The organism is Puniceicoccus vermicola, from assembly GCF_014230055.1.
Lineage (GTDB): Bacteria > Verrucomicrobiota > Verrucomicrobiia > Opitutales > Puniceicoccaceae > Puniceicoccus > Puniceicoccus vermicola.
On record NZ_JACHVA010000101.1, the window covers coordinates 13309 to 33821 of the forward strand.

Genomic DNA, 20513 nt, shown 5'->3' on the forward strand with positions numbered 1-20513 from the left:
TTCTTGATTTTCCGATTTTTTCAGTCATGTTCAGACTGTTTTTTTAAGAGAACCCTAACCACAATATCCTATGAAAAAGTTCCCCTCTCTCTGTTTGTCTGTCTCAGCTCTTTCTCTTTTTGCAGTCTCCTTGTCGGCTGCGGTGTTCGATAGTTTTGAGTCTTACCCAACCGGAACTCTGAATGGAAGTAACGGAGGGGAGGGTTGGACAGATGCCTGGAGTTCCAGTTTGAATTCTGCTCAGGTTGCCGAATTGTCCCTCAGTTACTCGTCTGGAGATATCAATATTTCCGATGGTGACCAAGTGATGCAACAAGGCTTGAGCGCTAGCACGGACAACACTGCGAATCAGACGAACCGGAGCTTTGACGCTTACAGTGCCGGCTCAGATACTCTCTATATGAGTTTTCTGATCCAGAGCCCGACTCTGGAGGGTAACGACTACTTCTCTGTCTGGCTCAACCAGGATCAGGATTTTGGAGTGATTATTCGCAATGGTGATATTCGATCAGTCGCTCCGAATCAGAGTGAAAAATCGAGTGGCGTGACCTTGACCAATAATCAGACCTTTCTGCTTATCGTGAAAGTATCGTCATCCGGCACGACGGCTGGGACCTTCTTCGATCAAAACGAGATTTACATCAATCCTACGAGCCTGACCGAGCCGCTGAGCCCTTCGATTTCTTCCACCACGGATTCCTCTACGATCTCCTCCATCGACACGTTCGGAGTGCGGTATGCACTGTTTGAGGCCAATACGGATGTGGCTTATGTGGATCGGGTCACAATTTCCGACAATTGGGCCGATGCGGTGAGTCCGATTCCAGAGATGAATCATTCGGCTTTGTTTCTTTCTCTTGTCCCAATTTCTTGGCTTCTGATTTCCCGCCGCACGAAAAAATAGACTGTCGATCGTAACAAGATTTCAATGAAACTCAGTATGTCCGGCTGGAAGTCTTTCTTCTTTGCCTGTATTTTCATGGGAACTTTAGTTCAGATGGTCTCAGCCGGATCGCTGGAGACGGAGAGACAAGCCGGCGTTGAGCTTCAAAAACGTATTCGTGAGGCTCTTCAGCAGGGCGAAAAAAAAATTGTAATACCGAAAGGTACGTATCGGGTTTCCTCCGGCGAAAGTCGTGCAGCCTTTGCCCTTACGGGAGTGGAGGATGTGGTGATCGAAGGCCACGATGCGACGGTGATCGTGGAAGATCTGTTCGGGGCTTTTCAGTTTTCGAACTGTCGAGGAGTTATCCTTCGAGGGATTACTCTAGACATGGATCCACTGCCCTATGTTCAGGGAACCATCGTGCAGGTCGATGATGAGTCGGGTCGAGTATTGCTCGAAATGGATGAGGGATATGAGAGTAGAGAGGTGCTGGATGCTTACTTTTCTCTCAAGTTGGCTGTTCTCTTCGATTCTGACGAAGGACGTTTGGTTCCCGGTTATGCGGATTGTAGCGTTAAGAGCCTAGAGCTTGCAGATGAGAGACGTCTTTGGGTGAAGCTCAACCCTTACGACAATGGAATGAGTCTGACTCAATGTGGCTACAAATCCGGCTTGCGTCTGACTCTCTCAGGAAAAGGTCAGCCGATCATTAGCCAGAACGATTGCGAAAGCATGGTTTTCGAGGATGTCTCCGTCTTTGCTTCCGCGGGACTAGCCGTTTATGAGCGTGCATCTAAAAACCAGACAGTTTACCGGGGATGCTCGATTATTCGTAAGCCCGGCAGTCAACGTTTGCTCGCCGGAAATGCGGATGGCTTTCACTCCTCGATGGCGAAAGTCGGTCCCCACTACGAATCCTGTCGTGTGGAGGCCCTTTGCGATGACGGATTTGCCGTCCACGGATTCTTTTCACTTCTGTTGGCTCAGCCTTCTGAAGATACGGTCATCATTGCTCCCTTATTGCGTCGTGACTTTGATGTTGGAGACGAACTCGTTTTTTACCAGATCCGCAGCATGGATAGTGAGGGAAGCGCGAAGGTCGTAGCAGTTGAGAAAGTTGAGGATCTGGCGTTGATCGAAGAAGCGAAAGCTCTGCCATCCCGCCTCACCAGGCAGGGCCAGCGGATTATTCGTATGGCGACTCAGGAGATTCTTTCCGTGCGGTTGAATCGCAATCTAGACTTGTCGGAAAATGCTCTGGTTGAGAGCAATGGTTGGAGTGGGTCGGGTTCTGAGATTCGAAACTGTTCTATCGATAACCTTCGGGGGCGAGCTATCTTGATACAGTCAACCGATGTGCGGATCGTGGGCAACCGGGCTTCGTGGATTAGCGGTCCTGCGATGGAACTGAGTGGCGAGGTGCCTTGGATGCAGGGACCTTTTTCCGAGAGAATTGTCGTGAAGGACAATGTCCTTGAAGATGTAGGGTTGAGCGTTTCCGCGAAAGCCTCCTATAAAACGGCTTTAGGGGCTATCAGTCTCCATGCCTACTACGGGGGGAATTTGAAGGAAGGATTTTTCCCGATTCGCGATATTGAGATCTCGGGCAATACGATCAATCGCTCTTATCTTCCGGCTGTTTCGATCCTGAATGCGAGTGATGTCGAGGTTCGTGGGAATGTATTCTCCGATTCGAATTTATCGCCAGTTGAGAGAGCGGGAGAAGACCTGGGGATTTCTCCCTCAGAGGCCATTGTCATTGCTGGGAGTGAAAAAGTTATCCTTTCCGGGAATCAGTTTGAACAGACCGATCCACAGGCCTCTGTCGGAATCCTAATCAACCCCTAACGCCTCCTTGCTCATACAGGAGGCCTCAATGAATCATTGATGCACCATGGAAACCCGTTTCGGTGTAACTGAGCGCTTCAGTTGAATTCAACGGATCCAGAAGAATTGACATGAATAATCTCCAAGAGAAAAAGAAAATCGTAGAGTGCGACGTCGCAATTATTGGCGGAGGATTTGGGGCGATTGCCGCGGCACAAGCCTGTTTGGAACGAGGTCTTCGAGTGGTCATTTCAGAGCAATATCCATGGGTGGGAGGGCAAGCTACAAGCCAAGCATTGTGTGTGCTGGATGAGTATCATGATCCGATTTCCGAGGCAGGCGTCGGCTACAGCCGCCGTTATGGGGGATTTCGCCAATCACTCCGCAAGCATTACCAAGAGGGATACCGACTTTCGGAGTTCGGACGGGATCAATTATATTTCAACGCAGGAAACTCCATGAACTCTATGGTCGTCGCCGAGCCTCCGGCGGCGTTGAAGGTAATCGAGGATTTGTTCGAGAAATCCGGTGGCAAGGATCGCCTTACGATTTTTACGAATTATGTCCCGACGGATGCGGTCGTAGAGAATCGCTTGATCCAATCGGTAACTTGCGATTCAGACAGCCCCAATCAGCCGAGCTTAGAAATTGTGGCGTCCTTTTTCCTCAATGGCGATGAGACGGGAGAACTTTTTCCCATCTTGAATCTTCCGTTCTTGATCGGAGCCGAAGCGAAGTCCGAATTTCAGGAGCCTCATGCTCCCGATGATGCGGCCCCGGATTCCGTGCAGAGTTTTACCTATTGCATCGCAGCAGAATTCGTCCCGGGTGGAAGTTTTGTGATCTCCAAGCCGGATGATTACGAGTTTTGGAAAGAGAAGCATGGAGATTATTTCTATTTAGATGCTCCAGGGGCGAGAGCGGATGATCCGGCGCTGATGTTCTCCGCGAAAAAGGGGAGGAACGACCTTCCCATCCCACCGGCCTTTTATTATCGATGCATGGTTGATCGGGCAAATTTCGATGATCCCCGGCTCCCCTACAGTCGGACGATTTTCAATGTGACAGGCAACGATTATTACCACGAGAATGCGATTGGTAAGGAGGACCGGCAGGAGATTTACGGTCGGGCGCGCTCTTTAGCGAAATCCTACCTGTATTGGTTACAGACAGAGGCTCCTCGCGACGAGGGTGGATATGGATACCCGGAATTGCGCCCAATGCCGGAACTGACAGGAGCGCCCGATGGGATTGCGATGGCTCCCTACATTCGAGAAGGACGTCGGCTGCGGGCCTGCCAGATCGTGACCGAGAATGACATTTCCACGGCGACAGCCAAGGAAGCAAGAGGATCGCATTTTCGGGATTCCGTGGGCTTGGGGTGCTTCATTATTGATATTCACCGTCGCAACGGTGCTCCCAGTCTTAGCCAGATGTCACGGCCCTATCAGATTCCGTTGGGGGCCTTGCTCTCTCCAGAGCTGGATAACTTTGCGGTCGCTGGAAAGAGCATCGGAGTGACCCAAATCGCCAACGGTGCCTACCGCCTTCACAATGTCGAGTGGGCTGTGGGGGAAGCCGCTGGAGAGTTTGCCGCCTATGCCTTGGAAGAAGAGATTTCTTCACAGCAGATCGGCGGTGAGCAGCTCAAAGAATTTCAAAGCCGACTGGTGAAAGCGGGTGTTCCCCTTTGCTGGTTTGAAGACGTATCTTTTGATGATCCCGCTTTTGAAGCGATCCAGTTGCTTTCGGTCTGCAAGCTCTTGCCGATGAGCCGTGAGCATCTTAGATTCAACCCTTATTACAGTGTGGCGCGCAGTCGAAAGTTAGCCGATTTTGTTTTTGACCGTCTAGATGAGTATGGGGTCGATTATGGAAGTTTAAGACGCAAGGTCGTCGAGATTCACTGCACAAGATTTGCCCAGTTGTTGATTCATGTTTACCGATTGTTGGAGCGGCAGAAGTGGCCCGAGCCTTTGCTGCGGGCAACGAACCAACCCGACGGAGATGTCGAGAGCTTACTTTTCAACGATGTCATTCCCGAGGGAATGGATGAAACGGATAAGCATGCTTACAAGGCATAGAGTCGCTTCGGGCTCTTGGCTAACCTTCCCTAAATCGATCTGGGATGATCAGGAGTTTAGCTGAGAAGTGAAATGACGGTTTCGAAGTGATCTGCTTCTTTTGTCGGTTTGTCGCGCCGCCAGCGGTGAATCCGAGGGAAGCGTACAGCGAGGCCGGACTTGTGGCGTTTGGAGGGTTGAATGCCTTCGAAGGCGATTTCGAAAACGAGCTCAGGGTCGACGACTCTTACCGGACCATGGGATTCGCGGGTGTGCTGGCGGATCCAGCGGTCGACCTCGCGAATTTCTTTGTCGGTTAGTCCGGAATACGCTTTGGCCAAGGGGACGAGTTCGCCGTCTTTCCAGATGGAGAAGGTATAGTCCGTGTAGAGTCCCGCCCGCCGGCCGTGACCCTGTTGGGCGTAGACTAGAACGGCATCCACCGTGTAGGGATCGACCTTCCATTTCCACCAGAGGCCTTTTGTCCGACCGACTCCATAGGGAGATGTGGCGGCCTTGAGCATTAAGCCTTCGACGCGGTGTTGGCGCGATTGTGCCCGCATTTCTGCGATCTCGGTCCAACTTTCGGCCTGAAGGGTGGGGGAGAGTCGGAACGATTCCCGCTCGGAGGATCCCAATGTATCCAGAATGCGGCGTCGTTCGGTCGTTGGACGGGATCGCAGGTCTTTCCTCTGGAGTTCCAGTAGGTCGTAGGCCATAAAGACAACGGGGACTTCCTTTCGTAGTTTCGGTCCCACTTTCTTGCGGCCGAGACGCCTTTGTAGAGCGGCAAATGAGGCGGGCTGATCTTCGTCCCACGCGAGAATCTCGCCGTCCAGAACCAAGTCTTCGGGCCACTGCGCGGCCGATTCGACGATTTCCGGGAATTGTTCGCCGACGAGTTCTTCCCCCCGCGACCAGAGTAGGACTTCGCCCGATCGCTTAATCAGCTGGGCCCGGATGCCGTCCCACTTCCACTCAATCTGCCAGTCCGAGGTGGGTCCGAGCTTTTGCAGATCGGGTTGTTCCAGAGGGTAGGCGAGACAAAAGGGGTAGGGGCGGGCCGGATCATCCTCCGCGGATTCGGGTTGGAGGAGGGCGCGAAAATGGTCGGCAGTGGGTTGCCAGTCTCCCATCAGTCGATGAGCCATGGCCGGCGGTTCGACTCCTGCCACCTCGGCGAGAGCCCGGTTGATCAGCGCTTTGCTGACGCCCACCCGAAATCCTCCGGTGATCAATTTGTTGAGAACGAAGCAGGCTTCTCCGTCCAAGGAATTCCAGATGTCGAGCATGGACTGCTGCTGCTCGGGGGGAGTTAGGTCGCGGAGCGGCAGGATGTGATCCTCAATCATCGCCCGGAGCCCGGGCATTTCCGTGGGGGGCGGGGTCGAAGAACGGTTGGCCAGAAGGAGGGCCAGAGTTTCGGCCAGATCGCCGACATGACCATAGCATTCCTCGACCATCCAGAGGGGGAACTGGCAGGCTTCGGCGGTCCAGGTGCGGAGGTCGCCCGTTTTCACGAGGCGTTTCAGTCGCCTCCCCGTTAGAATGTAGACCGCCCAGGCGGCATCCTCCGGAGGGGCCGATTCAAAATAACGCTTGAGGGAGGCCAATTTGGCAGTCGTGCGGTTTGAGGCGTCAAGCTCCAGATAGAGTTCGGTAAACCGTTTCATGATTCTTCCTCCTTCGGCTTCTCCTCGGGATTCTCCTCTTCGCTCTCTCCTGCATAACGGGTCGGTATCTCATAGGCAGCCAATCCTCTTTCTTCGCGGAGCCAGCGAATCAGTGGGGCGGCGTAGCCATGAGTTACCCCTATGCGACTCGCTCCGCTCGCTTCAATCGTTTGGAGGAGTCCGGGCCAATCGACATGGTCGGAAAGGACAAATCCCCGATCGAGGGCTCGGCGACGGCGGGATCCGCGAACCGCCATCCATCCCGAGGCGAAGGAGAGCGAGTAGGGGGCAAAACGGCGGATCCAAGGCGTGTTCTGAGCAGATCCCGGGGCGACAATCAGCCCGCGTCCTCGGAGAATGGATCGGGTTTCCGCGTTGGCATGGATGGTTTCCGGAAGAGGAATCCCCGCTTCCCGGTAGTGGGGATTGAGACGAGCTACGGCGCCATGGATACCAATGGGGCCGATCGAGGGATCGAGTCCGCAGAGGACGCGCTGGGCTTTGCCGAGGGCGTAAGCGAAGAGGATACTGGTCCGGCCTTCCTCCTGATTGTCGCGCCACCATTGGTGAATCTGCCGGAAAACCTTTTCGGGCTCGGGCCAGCGGTATACTGGTAGGCCAAAGGTGGACTCCGTGATCAAGGTATCACAGGAAACGGGTTCAAAGGCTTCGCAAGAGATGTCGGGATCGGTCTTGTAGTCGCCGGTGACGACCCAGACCTCCCCGCGGTGCTCGACGCGGATCTGCGCAGACCCGAGTAAATGCCCGGCAGGATGAAAAGATACGTGGACCTCGCCAATCTTCCGTCGCTCGCCAAAAGGGATTCCCTCTATCGGAGCGTCGTGACCGACGCGTTCGCGGACGATGGGGACCCCTGCAGCGGATGTGAGGTATCGGCCCATGCCGGAGCGGGCGTGGTCGCTGTGTCCATGGGTGATCAGAGCCCTGTCCACCGGGCGCCAGGGATCGATGTAGAAACCTCCCGTTTCGCAGAAGAGACCCCGTTCGGTGGGGCGGATGAGGGGATGTTTGGGGGCGTCGGAGTGCACAGAAGTTCACTCTAGCGCCCTTCGCCCTCAGATCAAATGGTTGAGTCGCTTTGGGCTGGAATGGCGATTTTCCCTAGGTGCCCGGGCAGGCGAGGAATCCGCCGTCGACGGGAACTGTGATTCCGGTGACGAAGCCAGCGGCTTTTTCGTCGATGAGCCAGTTGACGCAGCCGAGGAGTTCCTGGGCTTCTCCAAATCGTCCGGCTGGAGTGTGATGGAGGATCTGTGAACCGCGTTCGCTGAGGGAGCCATCCTCTTGGTAGAGAAGCTTGCGACTGCGCTCATTGACAAAGAAGCCTGGAGCAACGGCATTGACCCGAATTTTGGCCGGAGCGAGGTAGGATGCCAACCATTCGGTATAGTTGACGAGAGCCGCTTTGGCGGCTGCGTAAGGCGCAACTCGCGAGAGAGGCCGGAAGCTGGTCATCGAGGCGAAGTTGAGAATCGATCCACCTCCGTTCTCCGCCATCGAGCGTCCGAAAGCCTGGGAGCAAAGGGCGACACTGCTGAGGTTCATGTCCACCTCTGCACGAAAGATGGAGAGGTCGCAGTTGAAGAATCCGTTGAGCTCTTCGGAAGGGGAGGTCAGCTCTTCGGGGGTGAAATGGGTGCGGGACATCGTTCCTCCGGGAAGCTTTCCTCCGGCTCCATTGATCAGAAGCGAACAGGGACCGAGTTTGCGGGTTACGGTCTGGGCGGCTTCTTGAACTGCGGCAGAGTCCGTCACATCGACCGAGAGGACCATGGCTTGGCCGCCCGATTCGACAATTTCCTTTTGAACGGCTTCCAACTTGCTGAGGGTGCGTCCTAGAAGGACGACTTTCATTCCCTGTCGGGCAAGGTCTTTGGCGATGACCGAGCAGAGGGTGCCTCCCGCTCCGGTGATGACGGCGATTTTCTCTTGGGTGATTGAGCTCATAAGGTGGGAAGGGGGTTGGAATCTTTGGGTTGAACCAGGTTCCGGGCATTCCGGAAACAGATGTTTTCGAGGAGAAGTGCAGTGGACGGGTTTTCGGGATCGAGTCGCCCCGCTTCGACCCACTCGCCGACTAGGTTACAGAGGATACGTCGGAAATAGCGGTGCCGAACACTGGATAGAAAGGATCGCGAATCGGTGTTCATCCCCACGCTGTGTGCGAGAACGCCATAGGCGGCGACCGATCGAAGTTGTCGCTCAATGCCATCGTGATGGTCGTTGAACCACCAGGCAGGGCCGAGTTGGACTTTTCCGGAAAGACCTTCTTCGACGAATGATCCACTCAAGCAGGACATCCAGTCGTAGTCGGCTGCGTGGAGGGAGTAGAGGATGATCCTGGGGAGGCTGGCCCGGTGCTCCATCTGATCGAGGAGCGAAACCAGGGCCTTGTCATCCACCCGGTTCCTCATGACCGCGAAACCGCCGGCTTTGCCGGAAAGGCCAGCGAGACGGGAACTGGTTTCGCGACGGGCTCCCATGTGGAGCTGGAGAGTCCACTCGCGCTTCGTGTATTCTCCCGACAACCACAAGATGAGAAAGGTGCTTATCTTGGCAACCTCGTCTTCGGAAGGGATGTGGTCGGTTAAGATTTTTGCGAAGATGGCTTCGGCTTCTCCGTCGGAACAGGGTGCATAGACAACCGTGTCCATGCCGTGGTCGGCCAGTCGGCAGCCAGCTTTATTGAAATCATCGAGGCGCTTGCTCAGGATCTCCAGAAAATCGGCGAGGGATTGTAGCGGGTGTCCGTTCACTTCTCGGAGGCTCTGTAACCATTGAGGATACTCGGTTGATCCGAAAGCGAAAGCGGCGTCGGCACGAAGAGAGGGAAACATCTGGGGCTGAAGCCCTTCCTGGCGCGCCCTCAGATGAGGTGAGATCGAGTCCAGCCAAGAATCGGAAGTGACGAAGGTTTCGACACCGGATTGTTGAAGAAGGGCCTGGGGGCGAAAGTCGGCCTCCTGAAGTCGTTGATTGCAGACTTCTCGAATCTCGGAAGCGTTTTCCGGACTGAGAGGTTCGTCGACCTGAAAATACTTGGCCAGTTCCATCCGAGCCCAATCGTAGAGTGGATTTCCAATCAGGTGGGGAAGGGTGCTGGCCCAAGCCGCGAACTTCTCTTTTGCAGAGGCGTCGCCGGTGATGAATCTCTCCGGAACTCCGTGAATTCTCATCGCCCTCCATTTGTAGGGATCCGAGGCCACCCAGAGTTCAGAAATATCGGAGAAGGGCTGATTTTCGACGAAGGTCTTCGGAGACAGGTGAGTATGAAAATCTATGAGAGGGGCATTGGCCGCGTGTTCGATGTAGAGGGAGCGAGAGGCCTCGGTTTTGAGGAGAAAGCGGTCGTCAATTTGAAGATTCATCGGGGGAGATTCTGGCAAACTCGAAAATTGACGCTAATCAAAATTGAAAATATATTTTTCAAATATGAAAAGAGGTATGGAGATTCCGGTGAGAGCAAAAGACGCGGGAAACCGTATTCCAGCGGTAGAGAAAACCGTCCGCATCCTTCATTATCTTGCGAAGGAGGGGCGCGGAACGCCGACAAAGGCAATTGCGGCCGAGGTGGAGGTGAGTGCTTCGACCTGTTACCGAATTCTCAAGACCTTGGAAGTGGCCGGTTGGATCGCCCAGGACGAGTGGGGAGGGTTTCACATTGGCAAGGGACTCCTTCCGGTTGTCGAACCGCTCGCTGATCTTCGGGAGGTAATTCGCAGGTCTCGCCCCGTTCTCGAGGCGGGCGCGAGAAGATGGGGAGTCACCGTGAAGCTTTGCTTCCGGCAAGGAAGTGAGCAAATTACGGTGGCGGTCGGGACTCCCTCAAATCCGGTGGGCATCCTCGCTCCAGAAGGCGTGCCGTATCCGGTGGTCGAGGCGGCTTCGGGTGCCGCCTTGCTGGCGGGATTAACCGAGTCCGAGCTGGAGGATCTCATACATCGGACCCCCGAAGAGCATTGGCGACGTCATCGGCCGGAGGAACTTCGGGATCGGGTTGATCAGTGTCAAAAGAGGGGATGGTGCGAAAACATCGGAAAGCATCCGCAGGGCATCGACGCCATCGCCTGTCCAGTTCGCATCGGGGATCATAGACTGGCCCTTTGTATGATCGGACTGCGTGGGGACTTTCGCGAGGAGGTTCTTTCAGACCTGCGAGAAGGCTTGCTGGAAATGGCTCGGGAACTCGAGGAGTAGGGGGCTTGTGACCTTCTCAGGATCTCGAGACCTAGAAAAACGGGCAAAAAGAAACCCTTCGTTTATCGGAAGGGTTGGAAGAATGGCTGCCCAAGCATAAATTGGTTTCAGAGGGCCTTCCGCATTCGCCATTGTCCGGAAAAGGTCACAGATCAAGTCATTATGGTAGACTCTTCAATATTTTCGGGGGTGGTTTCCATGGCACGATTTCAATCAATTCAATCACCGGTCTCTAAAGGCCACTGCTTGACATGATGTTTTTACATGATAAATTTGGTTCATGAAAACACTCACCTGCACATTAACCAAGCGCGGGCAAATTTCTGTGCCGGCATCTATACGCAAGGATCTGGGTCTGCGTCCGGGGCAGAGGCTGCGTTGGGAAAAAATCGCCGGAGGCGAGTGCCGGGTGACGGTGGAGCAGGAGGGCGCACCCGGTCCTCTGGCCGCACTGGGGTTTGGTCCGAAGCTCCGGGGCGACGATGGCAAGGCCACTTCTGACTGGATGAAAGAGTTGCGGGAGGGCGAATAGGCATGGCTTGGGTTGTAGATACTTGCGTCGTTATCGACGTGCTTGAAAACGATCCTATGTTTGGAGTCGGCTCCGCGAAGAAGCTTCAATCGCTCCTCGACCAAGGGCTAGTGCTGTGCCCGGTCAGTATGGTCGAACTTAGCCCGGCCTTCGCGGGAGATTTGACTGCCCAGAAGTCCTTTCTGGATATGTGTGGAATCTCCTATCACGAGCCCTTCACTTTGGCTGATAGTGAGACGGCGCATGTGGCGTGGAATGCATACATCCAGGCCAAGCGCAGCAAGCAGGTCGCCAAGCGTCCAGTGGCGGATTTGCTCATCGGAGGATTCGCTCTACGTTTCGACGGTTTGGTAACCCGCAATCGCTCTGATTTTCAGCGTTGGTTCAGAGGCCTCAAGATTGTAGAGCCCTGAGTAGTGTCTGAAAAGACCGACCCCGAGGGCAGATGGTATAGGGTGACGACAATATTCCAAATGCCTACAAATTAAAGAATCTTAGCCTCAGGTGAATTGTGTTGGCGAAGGCGTCTATGTATATCCTCAGTGTGGCCGATGTAGAGTCGGCCTTTGAGATTTTCGAGGATGTAGACGTGAAACATGGGCAAAAAGAAACCCTTCGTATATCGGGAAGGGTTCAATGGCTGCCCAGGTAGTCCCGCGACCGCGGGATCCGACAAAGTGATTAATCCCGACAAGGTCGGGACTCTACCGCTGAGCTACTAATCGAATAGTTCTCGGACTTTTTTTGGCGATTTCCAGCTTTTGAGTTGTTTCTCTCGTTGCATGGCCTTTGCGCGAGTTGGGTAGTTCTCAGATCCGAGAAATCTCCATGGGCCGTTTCTGTGCGTATACTTCCCGAGATGTTCTTTGCCCTCTGGAGAGTTGTGCTGGCTGAGACGTCTCTGACGGTCTTCCGTGTGTCCAATGTAGAGGCGCCCCTTTGGGTTTTCTAAGACGTAGACGTGAAACATGGGCAAAAAGAAACCCTTCGTTTATCGGAAGGGTTGGATGGCTGCCCAGGTAGGGATCGCGACCGCGGGATACGACAAAGTGATTAATCCCGACGGAGTCGGGACTCTACCGCCAGTTTATCGTTTGAAGAGTTCGCGAACCTTTTTCGGAGACTTCCAGGCTTTGAGCTGTTTCTCGCGTTTCATTGCGTCGGCTCTCGAGTCAAAGTCCTCGGATGCGATGAGTTTCCAGGGCCCATTGCGGTGGGTGTATTTGCCGAGATGCTCTTTCCCCTCAGGTGAATTGTGTTGGCCAAGGCGTCTTTGTATATCCTCAGTGTGGCCGATGTAGAGTCGGCCTTTGGGATTTTCGAGGATGTAGACGTGAAACATGGGCAAAAAGAAACCCTTCGTTTATCGGAAGGGTTGGATGGCTGCCCAGGTAGGGATCGAACCTACGACAAAGTGATTAACAGTCACCTGCTCTACCGCTGAGCTACTGGGCAACGGTAAAGGGTGGACATTTGCGGTTTCTGGAGGATCGATCAACCCGAAAATGAAAGAAATTTGGAATTTTTTGGGATCGAACATCTACGGATCGGACGGAAGGCCCATCGATAGAGGAGTTTGGCGGGAGAGGGTAGGCACAGACCGAATATTTCGATTTTCTGAGTGTGGTTTCGCTTGACGGGGAGGGCCTGCATCTTGTTTTCTCCTCTTTTCGACCGTGGAGAGGTGGCAGAGTGGTCGAATGCGCTGGTTTGCTAAACCGGTGAACCGCCAAAAGCGGTTCCGTGGGTTCGAATCCCATCCTCTCCGCCATCAGGCGGCCTTCGCGAAGCGAAAGTGAGGGTCTACGGGTCTACATCAAACTGTGGGGGATTATTCATTTTTTTATATTTCGGGTTAGTTTTCATGCGCAAGTGGCGAGGACTCTGAGTCGATAGTTGTGGAAGGACCTGAAGCCGTAAGCTCTTCGCTGGATTCGTTTCATTCTTCTATGGAACCTTTCTCAGATGACCTTTGTTTTCTGGTAGATCGCCACATGCTGGCGATGGGCTCGATCCATTGTTCGATTGTTGCCGAGGTGGCAGAAAGTGGTGCAAAAGCGGTTCTTTTTGCTCAGAGTGTGTTCGCTCGAGTCCGAGCACTCAGGAGTAATACTCTTCTTGGGATATCAAGCGCTTGGAATGGAGGATTCTCGAACGATCAGGGTGCCGTGAAAAGCAATGTGGTGAGGCGGTCTTTCCGGATGTTTGATTCGGTTGACCATCGTTTCAACGGCGAGGCGCCCCATAACCTGGCAGGGTTGGCGATAGCTGGTGAGAGGTACGCTGAGGAGTGAGGCGTATTTAACATCATCAAACCCACATACTTTAATTTGATCGGGAATCTTGGCACCGAGGTCGAGGAGGGAACGTAGGATGACGGCGGCAGTTGTATCGTTGGCGCAGACAATCCCATCCACATTTGAATTCAATAGCCGGGCTGCCGCTTTACCGGGATCTTTATGATCGTATTCGACGGAGAGAAGGCTGCGAGCTGAGAAACCTTTTTGGACGAGTGCTTCGCGGGTCCCTATAATCCGGTGCCCCACGGTCATCGCGGGATTTCGGGGGGAGACAAAAGCTAGTTGGGTGCAGCCATTTTCCAAAAGGTGGTCCGCCATAGTGAACCCAGCCTCGATGTTGCCGATGCAAATCAAATCGAAAGAGGTTTGTCGGGGCCACGGATAGATGTCGCGATCCAGTAGCACGACTTGAACCCCTTTTTCCGTGAAGCGTTCGACGATTCTGAGATTGAAGGCTTCTGGGTCTGAAATGTTTTCAAGAGGGGCGAAAAAGACGCCTTTGACTTTCTTTTTTATGTATTGTTCGGCCTGAGCGAGGGCCATGGCTTTACGGTCTTGGGACCGATTCAACTCATAGGGGTGTGTGATCTGCAGCTCATACGCGGGCGAATTTTCGATGATGCTATCAACGATGGGGGTGAAAATCTCGGTGTCAGGGAATTCCGGAATAAGCAATCCTGCCGACAAACCGGAAAAATCGGGTGCTAACACCTGGGTGCCGAATCCCGCTCGGCGCCGAACGAATTTCGCATCGCTGAGCATCTTGATCGCCTTGGCGACAGTAGGGCGGGAGGTGCCGTATTGCTCGCAAATCGCCTTCTCGCTGGGGAGCAAATCACCTGGGACGTAACTTTGGTTTCGGATCGAAGTATGGAGGTCTTCGTAGATTTGCAGATACATCGGTTTTGAAGTGCTCATAATTTAAATGTAATCCAAATGTAATATTAAAATCAGTCAAATGTAATTTTTTGAATTTACATTCTGCGCCTTTTATGGATTTCTTATGAGCAGTCAGAACCCCCATTCGAATTTCCGATTCGCTGACAAGCATTCTTACCATGAACCCCCCATTTAAAGTCGTCGGTATAGGTGACCTCCCCCAGGGACCGTTATTACGAGTATCAACGGATCGGTGGATGGCCGACCAACTTTGTCCATCACGCACTAGCGCCAGTCGATAGAGATCCTCTGCTAAGACGATAATCCAATTTTTCGCTCTCTGATTAATCCTCAATCCATCAAAACGAACCTCAAAAATCCCATGAAAATAATACTCACAGGACTAATGCTCTGCTGCATGTCACTCACGATCGTCGGATGCGGCGGCAAAGAAGACGGAACAAGCTCCGCCGATCCCAAAGTAAAGATTGGCATGACGGTGCAGACCTTGACGAATCCGACTTGGGCTGGATATTGCCAGGCCATCGAAAAGGAAGTTCAGGCGCATGGCGGCAGCATCAACTACGTCTCCTGCGACAATAATATTGGTAAGCAGATCACCCAAATCGAAAACTTTGTTTCCCGGGGGGTCGATGTCATTATCGTCCATCCGGCCGACCCTGAGGGGGTTGAGTTTGCCCTGAAACAAGCGCGTGAGGCCGGAATTAAGGTGCTCGCATGGGATGATAATCTGAAGAACGCTGATATCGCCTGGTTGATTGATAATCACGAATTGGGCTACACCATCGGAGAATACGCGGCGATGTGGATCGACGAGAAGCTCGGGGGCACTGCAGAGGTCGCCATCCTTAATTACCCGCAATTGCCGATTTTACTGGAACGTGGCAATGGTATCCGCGATGCCATCACCGAGTTAGCCCCCAATGCTAAGATTGTTGCGGAAAGTAGCGCGATCGACACCAAAGAGGGGATCGAAAAAATGGAAACCATCTTTCAGTCGAACCCGAATGTGAAGGTCGTTTGCTCGATCGGTGGCGGCGGTTCCGTCGGTGCCAATGAAGCGGCCAAGGCGGCTGGAAAGATCACTGATGACTTCGGTATCTTTGCAGCGGACGCGACTCAACCGGAATTGGCAGCCATGAAGAACAATGAAGGGATCCGCATGACTGTGACGATTACCGGAACCAACACGGCTATCGGCGAGAAGATCTGGGAGATGGTGTCCGAGCTGAACTCCGGGGAGCCGATCGAGAATAAGGTCGTCTACCGCGAGATTATTCCCGTCACGAGTGAGAACGTCGATGAATACTTAGGAAAGTAAGCTTCGATCTTTGTAAATCCAGGTTGGCGTAGGGGCCAGAATACTCTGCGCCGACCTGGGATACCCCTCATCCATTCTACCTCAGCCCCAAACAGACATGAATATCCTTGAACTAAGGAACATCACGAAGAAATACCCCGGTGTGATTGCGCTGAACGATGTCAGCATTGATTTCATTGAAGGGGAGGCTCATGCCCTAGTTGGTGAAAACGGTGCGGGTAAATCGACCTTGATCAAGAGTTGCACCGGTGCAGTCAAACCGAATGCCGGCAGTATCGTGATCGAAGGAGAAGAATTTACTTCGCTCACCCCGCAGGTATCCGAAGCGCACGGTATCGGTGTCATCTACCAGGAGTTTAATCTGGTCGGCGAACTTTCTGTTGCGGAAAACATCTTTCTGGGTCGGGCCATCCGCAAAGGCCTCTTCATTAATAAAAAAGCCATGGTCCGCGAGGCCGCGGCGATCTTCGAGCAGTTTAACATCGATATCGATCCCCACGAGTTGGTCTGCAACTTAACGGTCGGCTATCAGCAACTCGTGGAGATTGCCAAAGCCTTATCGCAAAAGGCCCGGATTTTGATCATGGACGAGCCTTCCGCGCCTTTGACTTCGGCTGAAGCGGAACGCCTCTACGAAGTGGTGGATAAATTGAAGGCCAAAGGTGTGACCGTTATTTACATTTCGCACCGCATGGAGGAAATCTTCCGACTCACCGATCGCATCACCGTCTTGAGGGACGGACAGAAAATCGAGACCCTCAAGACCAGTGAGACCAATATGGACGAGCTGGTGAAGTTGATGGTGGGCCGCGAATTGAAAGAAACCTATCCGCAGCGCAAGTCTTGCATCTCTGATGAGGTGTTGCTGGACGTGCAGAACCTCTCCGGCAACGGCGTGACCGACATTAGCTTTCAAATCAAAAAAGGTGAAGTTTTAGGCTTTGCGGGTTTGATCGGTGCCGGTCGCACGGAAACCGCAGAGCTCCTTTTTGGCGCGGCGAAGAGAACTGGCGGAACCGTTTCTCTCAACGGCAAAGAAGTCCGCCCCAAGACGCCTAGAGACGCCATCGACTGCGGCATCGCTCTCGTTCCCGAAGATCGAAAGGGCAAAGGTGCCTTGATGGATATGAGGATCCGCAGCAACATCAGCATGGCTGTCCTGGATCGGATTTCGAAATTCTTCGTGATCGATCTGAAAGAGGAGAAGCGACTGGCCGAAGAATACAAGCAATCCATTCGGATCAAAACGCCCTCGGTCGAACAGCAGATCAAGAACCTCAGTGGCGGAAACCAGCAAAAGGTCATTATCGCCCGATGGCTCGCTTCCGAACCCGAACTGGTGATCTTCGACGAGCCCACCCGAGGCATTGATGTGGGGGCCAAGTCCGAGATTTACACTCTGGTCAATGCCCTCGTGGAAGACGGAAAGTCGGTCCTGATGATCTCCTCTGAAATGGAGGAAGTCATGGGCATGTCCGACCGAATTGTCGTCCTTTGCGACGGTAGGATTTCCGGCAGCTTGGACCGTAAAGATTTCAATCAAGAAGCAATCATGAATTTCGCATCTCAAAGATAGGAGAACAATAATATGGGACATTTAGAGAATTTAAAAGGCACCGCGAAAGCCATAGATTTCGCAAAACGGAACGGTATCTACGTCGTTTTGTTCGTACTCATCGGGTTCTTCTCCTTTGCGACGGAGAATTTCCTCGTCGCGAATAACTTGATGAACGTCGCCCGCCAGGTATCGATGCTCGGCATCGCGGCGGTCGGTTTTGCCTTCGTTCTTTTGCTGGGAGGTATCGACCTTTCCGTGGGTTCGGTGATCACCTTGGTCAATGTGGTCTGTGGCTGGTTTATGGTCAATGCGGGCCTTAACCCAGTGCTGGCGATCTTTATCACTCTTACGCTGGCCACCATGATCGGTTTCGCCAACGGCTGGATCATCGCGAATATTCATATGCCTCCACTGATTGTGACGCTGGCCATGTTGATCATTGTCGAAGGGGTGGCGTTTTTGATCAGCAAGGGTTTGCCGATTTATGGTTTTCCCGACTCCTTCGCCGTCATCGGGCAGGGCTATCTGGGGCCGGTTCCGATCCCCGTCATCATCATGGCGGTTGTTATGGCGATCGGAGCGTTTATTTTGAACAAAACCTACTTTGGTCGCTATTTTTATGCCGTGGGCGGTAATGAAGAAGCCGCGAAACTCTCCGGCATCAAGGTGAAAAATGTTAAATACCTCGTCTATTCATTGTCCGGTTTCTTTGCGGGTGTGGCGGGTATCGTCATCCTTTCGAGAACGAATTCCGCGACAGTCACGGCAGGTAAAATGATGGAGTTGGAAATTCTCACCGCCTGCGTGCTCGGTGGCGTTAGCGTCACTGGCGGCGTCGGTCGTATTTCCAATGTCATCGCCGGTGTCTTGATTCTCGGTGTGCTCAGCAATGGTATGGTCCTCATGAACGTCTCGGATTTTACGCAGATGGTCATCAAAGGCTCCGTTCTGTTGATCGCTGTCGCCTTTGACTGCTTGCAGCATCGGAAGGCCAGTTAAGCCATCATCAGGTCCACCACCAATTGGAGAAACGCATCATGAACACCATCGCAATTTCCAGACTGGTCGGCAGTGATGCCGGCGCGATCGCAAAGCAGTTGGCTGTATCCCTGGGCTACGACCTGGTCGATAAAGCCGTCTTGCAGGGCACCCTGCAGCAGTACGGGCTGACTCGCTTTGGCGAGCTCTACACATCGCCGCCCAACTTATGGGATTTGGCTAATACAAAGAACCTGGAAATCGTATCCATGCTGAACGATACCATGCGGGCGCTCGCCCACCGCGGACGGACTGTGGTTCTCGCACGCGGAGGTTACGTGGCCTTAAACAAGTATGCCGATGTGTTGCATGTCCGCTTGCACGCTCCGTTTGATGTTCGCGTGGATCGTGTCATGGCGCGAGAGAACATCGCGAAGCGGGAAGACGCGAAAACGAAAGTGGCTGCCGACGACAAAGCGCGGATCAAATTTGTCGAGAGGTTTTACCGGTGTAAATGGCACGACGAGAGCGAACTCGATCTCGTCCTCAACACCGATATTATCCCGAAACCAACTGCCGAATCCTGGATTACAGAAGCGTTGCGTTTACAGGAGGCGAAGGATGGCCGCCCCGATGTCCAACTTGCTCAAAAGACTAGGGTCGATCCTCTTCTCCTGAGTGCAATCGATGAAGCCATTGAGCGGCGCATATCAATTTAAGCTCACCGGTAGAGCCCCTGCAGCTGCAGAAACGTCAATACCAAACATTATCATCAAATGACGATTCAATTAAACAATGCGAACCTCGGTAAATTGGATTCTCGGATCCAACGCCCGAACTACGACAGAAAAGAAGTCAGCCAATCCATTATGCATGTGGGTGTCGGCGGCTTTCACCGAGCCCATCAGGCTGAATATGCCGATGATTTGCTCAATCAAGGAGGCGACAAGACTTGGGGCTATTGCGGGGTAGGATTGCTCCGGCATGACGCTCGCATGGATGCGATCATGCGTGCCCAGGATTGTCTTTATACTCTTGTGGAGCGAGGCCCGGAGGGGAACTCGGCGCGTGTGATCGGTTCGATTGGCGAGTTTGTCTATGCACCGGATAACAGGGAGGCGGTGATCGAGCAGATGGCCTCGCCCAAGACTCGAATTGTTTCGCTGACGATTACAGAAGGGGGCTACTATTTCGCCTCGAACGGGGAATTGGATGCCGCGCACCCCGACTTGGTCATGGATCTTGAGAATCCTCATGCGCCATCCTGTTCGTTCGGATACTTACTTGAAGCTTTAGACCGGAGGCGCCTTCGCGGACTTTCACCATTTACGATCATGTCATGCGATAACGTCCAGGGCAACGGTGAGGTCGCCAAGAAAATGCTGTCGGCCTATGCGGAGTTGAGAGACCCCGCGCTCAGAAACTGGATGGATACCAATTGCCTGTTCCCAAACAGTATGGTCGACCGGATCACACCCGCCACGACCGACGAGCTTCGAATCCTTGTCCGTGAAGAATTCGGAATCGAAGACGATTGGCCAGTGATGACCGAACCTTTCAAGCAATGGGTCATCGAGGACCACTTTATCGATGGGCGTCCACGATGGGAAGACGTTGGTGCACAAATGACAGAAGATGTGCTCCCTTACGAGTTGATGAAACTCCGCCTGCTTAACGGCACACACCAAGCTCTTTGCTATATCGGATTACTGCTCGGAAAAGAATTGGTTCACGAAACCATGGAGGATTCCGAAATTCGTACTCTCTGTCGTCGAATGATGGATGAGGAGGCAACGCCGACATTGTCTCCTGTTCCCGGCATCGACCTCACTGAATACAAGGACTCGGTGATCGAGCGTTTCGCGAATCCGGCGATCCGAGACCAACTCTCGCGTATCGGAATATACGGGTCTTCGGGGATTCCCAAGTTCGTATTGCCATGCATCAGCGAGCAGTTGAAAAAGGGTGGTTCCATCAAACTACTCAGTTTTGTCATCGCATCATGGTTCCGTTTCCTCAGTGGGCTGGACGAATCGGGGAAGGAAATGCCAATGCTCGACCCCATGGCCGAGAAACTTCGGAATCGAGCCCAGGAAGCGGGAAGTGACGCAAGTCCTCTGCTAGCCATGCGTGAAGTTTTTAGCGAAGAGTTGGCGAATCAGCCGCTCTTTGTCGAAACGGTCTCTTCCCTCTTGAAGAGTTTTTACGAACGGGGAGCTGCTGCGACCTTGAAGGACTGTCTCCTCTAAAACCAGTA

Annotated in this window: 19 protein-coding genes, 2 tRNA genes and 1 pseudogene; 12 read left to right on the forward strand and 10 right to left on the reverse strand. The window is 53.3% G+C overall.

The annotated features are described in order from the left end of the window. The first annotated feature begins 70 nt into the window (after window positions 1–70). The 3 genes from H5P30_RS12325 (at window position 71) to H5P30_RS12335 (ending at window position 4797) form a co-directional block, all read left to right on the forward strand. Window positions 71–904 (forward strand): hypothetical protein, encoded by an 834-nt coding sequence (locus tag H5P30_RS12325; RefSeq protein WP_185693229.1) that lies wholly within the window; start codon window positions 71–73, stop codon window positions 902–904. A gap of 24 nt (window positions 905–928) precedes the next feature. Continuing rightward, window positions 929–2734: a right-handed parallel beta-helix repeat-containing protein gene (locus H5P30_RS12330; RefSeq protein WP_185693230.1), complete on the forward strand. Its 1806-nt coding sequence runs from the start codon at window positions 929–931 to the stop codon at window positions 2732–2734. A gap of 110 nt (window positions 2735–2844) precedes the next feature. Continuing rightward, entirely contained in the window at window positions 2845–4797 is a 1953-nt protein-coding gene (locus H5P30_RS12335; protein ID WP_185693231.1) for an FAD-dependent oxidoreductase, read from the forward strand. A 56-nt stretch (window positions 4798–4853) separates the two neighbouring features. Here the strand turns inward: H5P30_RS12335 and H5P30_RS12340 are convergent, their stop codons facing one another. The 4 genes from H5P30_RS12340 to uxaC form a co-directional block, all read right to left on the reverse strand. Further along, entirely contained in the window at window positions 4854–6449 is a 1596-nt protein-coding gene (locus tag H5P30_RS12340; RefSeq protein ID WP_185693232.1) for an ATP-dependent DNA ligase, read from the reverse strand. After that, window positions 6446–7498, reverse strand: a complete 1053-nt coding sequence (locus H5P30_RS12345; RefSeq protein WP_185693233.1) for a ligase-associated DNA damage response exonuclease — start codon at window positions 7496–7498, stop codon at window positions 6446–6448. The genes H5P30_RS12340 and H5P30_RS12345 overlap by 4 nt, the downstream gene beginning before the upstream one ends. A gap of 73 nt (window positions 7499–7571) precedes the next feature. Continuing rightward, a complete protein-coding gene (locus H5P30_RS12350; protein WP_185693234.1) occupies window positions 7572–8417 on the reverse strand; it encodes an SDR family NAD(P)-dependent oxidoreductase in 846 nt (281 codons plus the stop codon). Next, window positions 8414–9838 (reverse strand): glucuronate isomerase, encoded by a 1425-nt coding sequence (gene uxaC / locus H5P30_RS12355; RefSeq protein WP_185693235.1) that lies wholly within the window; start codon window positions 9836–9838, stop codon window positions 8414–8416. The genes H5P30_RS12350 and uxaC overlap by 4 nt, the downstream gene beginning before the upstream one ends. A 64-nt stretch (window positions 9839–9902) precedes the next feature. On the opposite strand from uxaC, the gene H5P30_RS12360 reads away from it, so the two are divergent. The 3 genes from H5P30_RS12360 (at window position 9903) to H5P30_RS12370 (ending at window position 11612) form a co-directional block, all read left to right on the forward strand. Beyond that, entirely contained in the window at window positions 9903–10667 is a 765-nt protein-coding gene (locus H5P30_RS12360; protein ID WP_185693236.1) for an IclR family transcriptional regulator, read from the forward strand. A 280-nt stretch (window positions 10668–10947) separates the two neighbouring features. Further along, on the forward strand, window positions 10948–11199 hold the full coding sequence (locus H5P30_RS12365; RefSeq protein WP_185693237.1) for an AbrB/MazE/SpoVT family DNA-binding domain-containing protein: 252 nt from the start codon (window positions 10948–10950) through the stop codon (window positions 11197–11199). Between the two features lie 2 nt (window positions 11200–11201). Further along, complete coding sequence (locus tag H5P30_RS12370; protein WP_185693238.1) at window positions 11202–11612, forward strand: type II toxin-antitoxin system VapC family toxin; 411 nt, start codon at window positions 11202–11204, stop codon at window positions 11610–11612. Window positions 11613–11683: 71 nt separating this feature from the next. On the opposite strand, the gene H5P30_RS22670 is transcribed toward H5P30_RS12370, so the two are convergent. From H5P30_RS22670 to H5P30_RS12390, 4 genes are all read right to left on the reverse strand, one after another. Then, window positions 11684–11797 carry a GIY-YIG nuclease family protein gene (locus tag H5P30_RS22670; RefSeq protein WP_185693239.1) on the reverse strand — a complete coding sequence of 38 codons (114 nt, stop codon included), beginning with the start codon at window positions 11795–11797 and terminating at the stop codon, window positions 11684–11686. Window positions 11798–11917: 120 nt separating this feature from the next. Then, window positions 11918–12169 (reverse strand): GIY-YIG nuclease family protein, encoded by a 252-nt coding sequence (locus tag H5P30_RS22510; protein ID WP_185693240.1) that lies wholly within the window; start codon window positions 12167–12169, stop codon window positions 11918–11920. Window positions 12170–12286: 117 nt separating this feature from the next. Then, a complete protein-coding gene (locus H5P30_RS12385) occupies window positions 12287–12541 on the reverse strand; it encodes a GIY-YIG nuclease family protein (RefSeq protein WP_185693241.1) in 255 nt (84 codons plus the stop codon). A 38-nt stretch (window positions 12542–12579) separates the two neighbouring features. After that, window positions 12580–12654 (reverse strand) — tRNA-Asn (locus H5P30_RS12390). 223 nt (window positions 12655–12877) lie between these two features. On the opposite strand from H5P30_RS12390, the gene H5P30_RS12395 reads away from it, so the two are divergent. After that, a tRNA-Ser gene (locus H5P30_RS12395) sits at window positions 12878–12970 on the forward strand. A 91-nt stretch (window positions 12971–13061) separates the two neighbouring features. On the opposite strand, the pseudogene H5P30_RS22675 reads toward H5P30_RS12395, so the two are convergent. After that, a pseudogene (locus tag H5P30_RS22675) lies at window positions 13062–13160 on the reverse strand (transposase); the annotation flags it as partial. Window positions 13161–13325: 165 nt separating this feature from the next. Beyond that, on the reverse strand, window positions 13326–14417 hold the full coding sequence (locus H5P30_RS12405; protein WP_185693242.1) for a substrate-binding domain-containing protein: 1092 nt from the start codon (window positions 14415–14417) through the stop codon (window positions 13326–13328). A gap of 343 nt (window positions 14418–14760) precedes the next feature. Between H5P30_RS12405 and H5P30_RS12410 the strand changes: the two genes are divergently transcribed. From H5P30_RS12410 to H5P30_RS12430, 5 genes are all read left to right on the forward strand, one after another. After that, window positions 14761–15720: a sugar ABC transporter substrate-binding protein gene (locus H5P30_RS12410; RefSeq protein WP_185693243.1), complete on the forward strand. Its 960-nt coding sequence runs from the start codon at window positions 14761–14763 to the stop codon at window positions 15718–15720. A gap of 97 nt (window positions 15721–15817) precedes the next feature. After that, a complete protein-coding gene (locus H5P30_RS12415; RefSeq protein ID WP_185693244.1) occupies window positions 15818–17296 on the forward strand; it encodes a sugar ABC transporter ATP-binding protein in 1479 nt (492 codons plus the stop codon). Between the two features lie 150 nt (window positions 17297–17446). Then, the gene (locus H5P30_RS12420) at window positions 17447–18277 is read left to right on the forward strand and encodes an ABC transporter permease (RefSeq protein ID WP_221774361.1); all 831 of its coding nucleotides are present in this window, start codon (window positions 17447–17449) and stop codon (window positions 18275–18277) included. Between the two features lie 38 nt (window positions 18278–18315). Beyond that, the gene (locus tag H5P30_RS12425; RefSeq protein ID WP_185693246.1) at window positions 18316–18975 is read left to right on the forward strand and encodes a cytidylate kinase-like family protein; all 660 of its coding nucleotides are present in this window, start codon (window positions 18316–18318) and stop codon (window positions 18973–18975) included. A gap of 57 nt (window positions 18976–19032) precedes the next feature. Beyond that, window positions 19033–20505, forward strand: a complete 1473-nt coding sequence (locus H5P30_RS12430) for a mannitol dehydrogenase family protein (RefSeq protein ID WP_185693247.1) — start codon at window positions 19033–19035, stop codon at window positions 20503–20505. Window positions 20506–20513 lie beyond the last annotated feature (8 nt).

Excerpts from the sequence above, each read along its gene's own strand:
- H5P30_RS12340 (WP_185693232.1), bottom strand. The coding sequence starts at position 6,449 with ATGAAACGGTTTACCGAACTCTATCTGGAGCTTGACGCCTCAAACCGC.
- H5P30_RS12325 (WP_185693229.1), top strand. The coding sequence starts at position 71 with ATGAAAAAGTTCCCCTCTCTCTGTTTGTCTGTCTCAGCTCTTTCTCTT.
- H5P30_RS12360 (WP_185693236.1), top strand. The coding sequence starts at position 9,903 with ATGAAAAGAGGTATGGAGATTCCGGTGAGAGCAAAAGACGCGGGAAAC.
- H5P30_RS12365 (WP_185693237.1), top strand. The coding sequence starts at position 10,948 with ATGAAAACACTCACCTGCACATTAACCAAGCGCGGGCAAATTTCTGTG.
- H5P30_RS12425 (WP_185693246.1), top strand. The coding sequence starts at position 18,316 with ATGAACACCATCGCAATTTCCAGACTGGTCGGCAGTGATGCCGGCGCG.
- H5P30_RS12415 (WP_185693244.1), top strand. The coding sequence starts at position 15,818 with ATGAATATCCTTGAACTAAGGAACATCACGAAGAAATACCCCGGTGTG.
- uxaC (WP_185693235.1), bottom strand. The coding sequence starts at position 9,838 with ATGAATCTTCAAATTGACGACCGCTTTCTCCTCAAAACCGAGGCCTCT.
- H5P30_RS12330 (WP_185693230.1), top strand. The coding sequence starts at position 929 with ATGAAACTCAGTATGTCCGGCTGGAAGTCTTTCTTCTTTGCCTGTATT.
- H5P30_RS22510 (WP_185693240.1), bottom strand. The coding sequence starts at position 12,169 with ATGTTTCACGTCTACGTCTTAGAAAACCCAAAGGGGCGCCTCTACATT.
- H5P30_RS12350 (WP_185693234.1), bottom strand. The coding sequence starts at position 8,417 with ATGAGCTCAATCACCCAAGAGAAAATCGCCGTCATCACCGGAGCGGGA.
- H5P30_RS12420 (WP_221774361.1), top strand. The coding sequence starts at position 17,447 with ATGAACGTCGCCCGCCAGGTATCGATGCTCGGCATCGCGGCGGTCGGT.
- H5P30_RS12335 (WP_185693231.1), top strand. The coding sequence starts at position 2,845 with ATGAATAATCTCCAAGAGAAAAAGAAAATCGTAGAGTGCGACGTCGCA.
- H5P30_RS22670 (WP_185693239.1), bottom strand. The coding sequence starts at position 11,797 with ATGTTTCACGTCTACATCCTCGAAAATCTCAAAGGCCGACTCTACATC.
- H5P30_RS12385 (WP_185693241.1), bottom strand. The coding sequence starts at position 12,541 with ATGTTTCACGTCTACATCCTCGAAAATCCCAAAGGCCGACTCTACATC.
- H5P30_RS12405 (WP_185693242.1), bottom strand. The coding sequence starts at position 14,417 with ATGAGCACTTCAAAACCGATGTATCTGCAAATCTACGAAGACCTCCAT.
- H5P30_RS12410 (WP_185693243.1), top strand. The coding sequence starts at position 14,761 with ATGAAAATAATACTCACAGGACTAATGCTCTGCTGCATGTCACTCACG.
- H5P30_RS12370 (WP_185693238.1), top strand. The coding sequence starts at position 11,202 with ATGGCTTGGGTTGTAGATACTTGCGTCGTTATCGACGTGCTTGAAAAC.
- H5P30_RS12430 (WP_185693247.1), top strand. The coding sequence starts at position 19,033 with ATGACGATTCAATTAAACAATGCGAACCTCGGTAAATTGGATTCTCGG.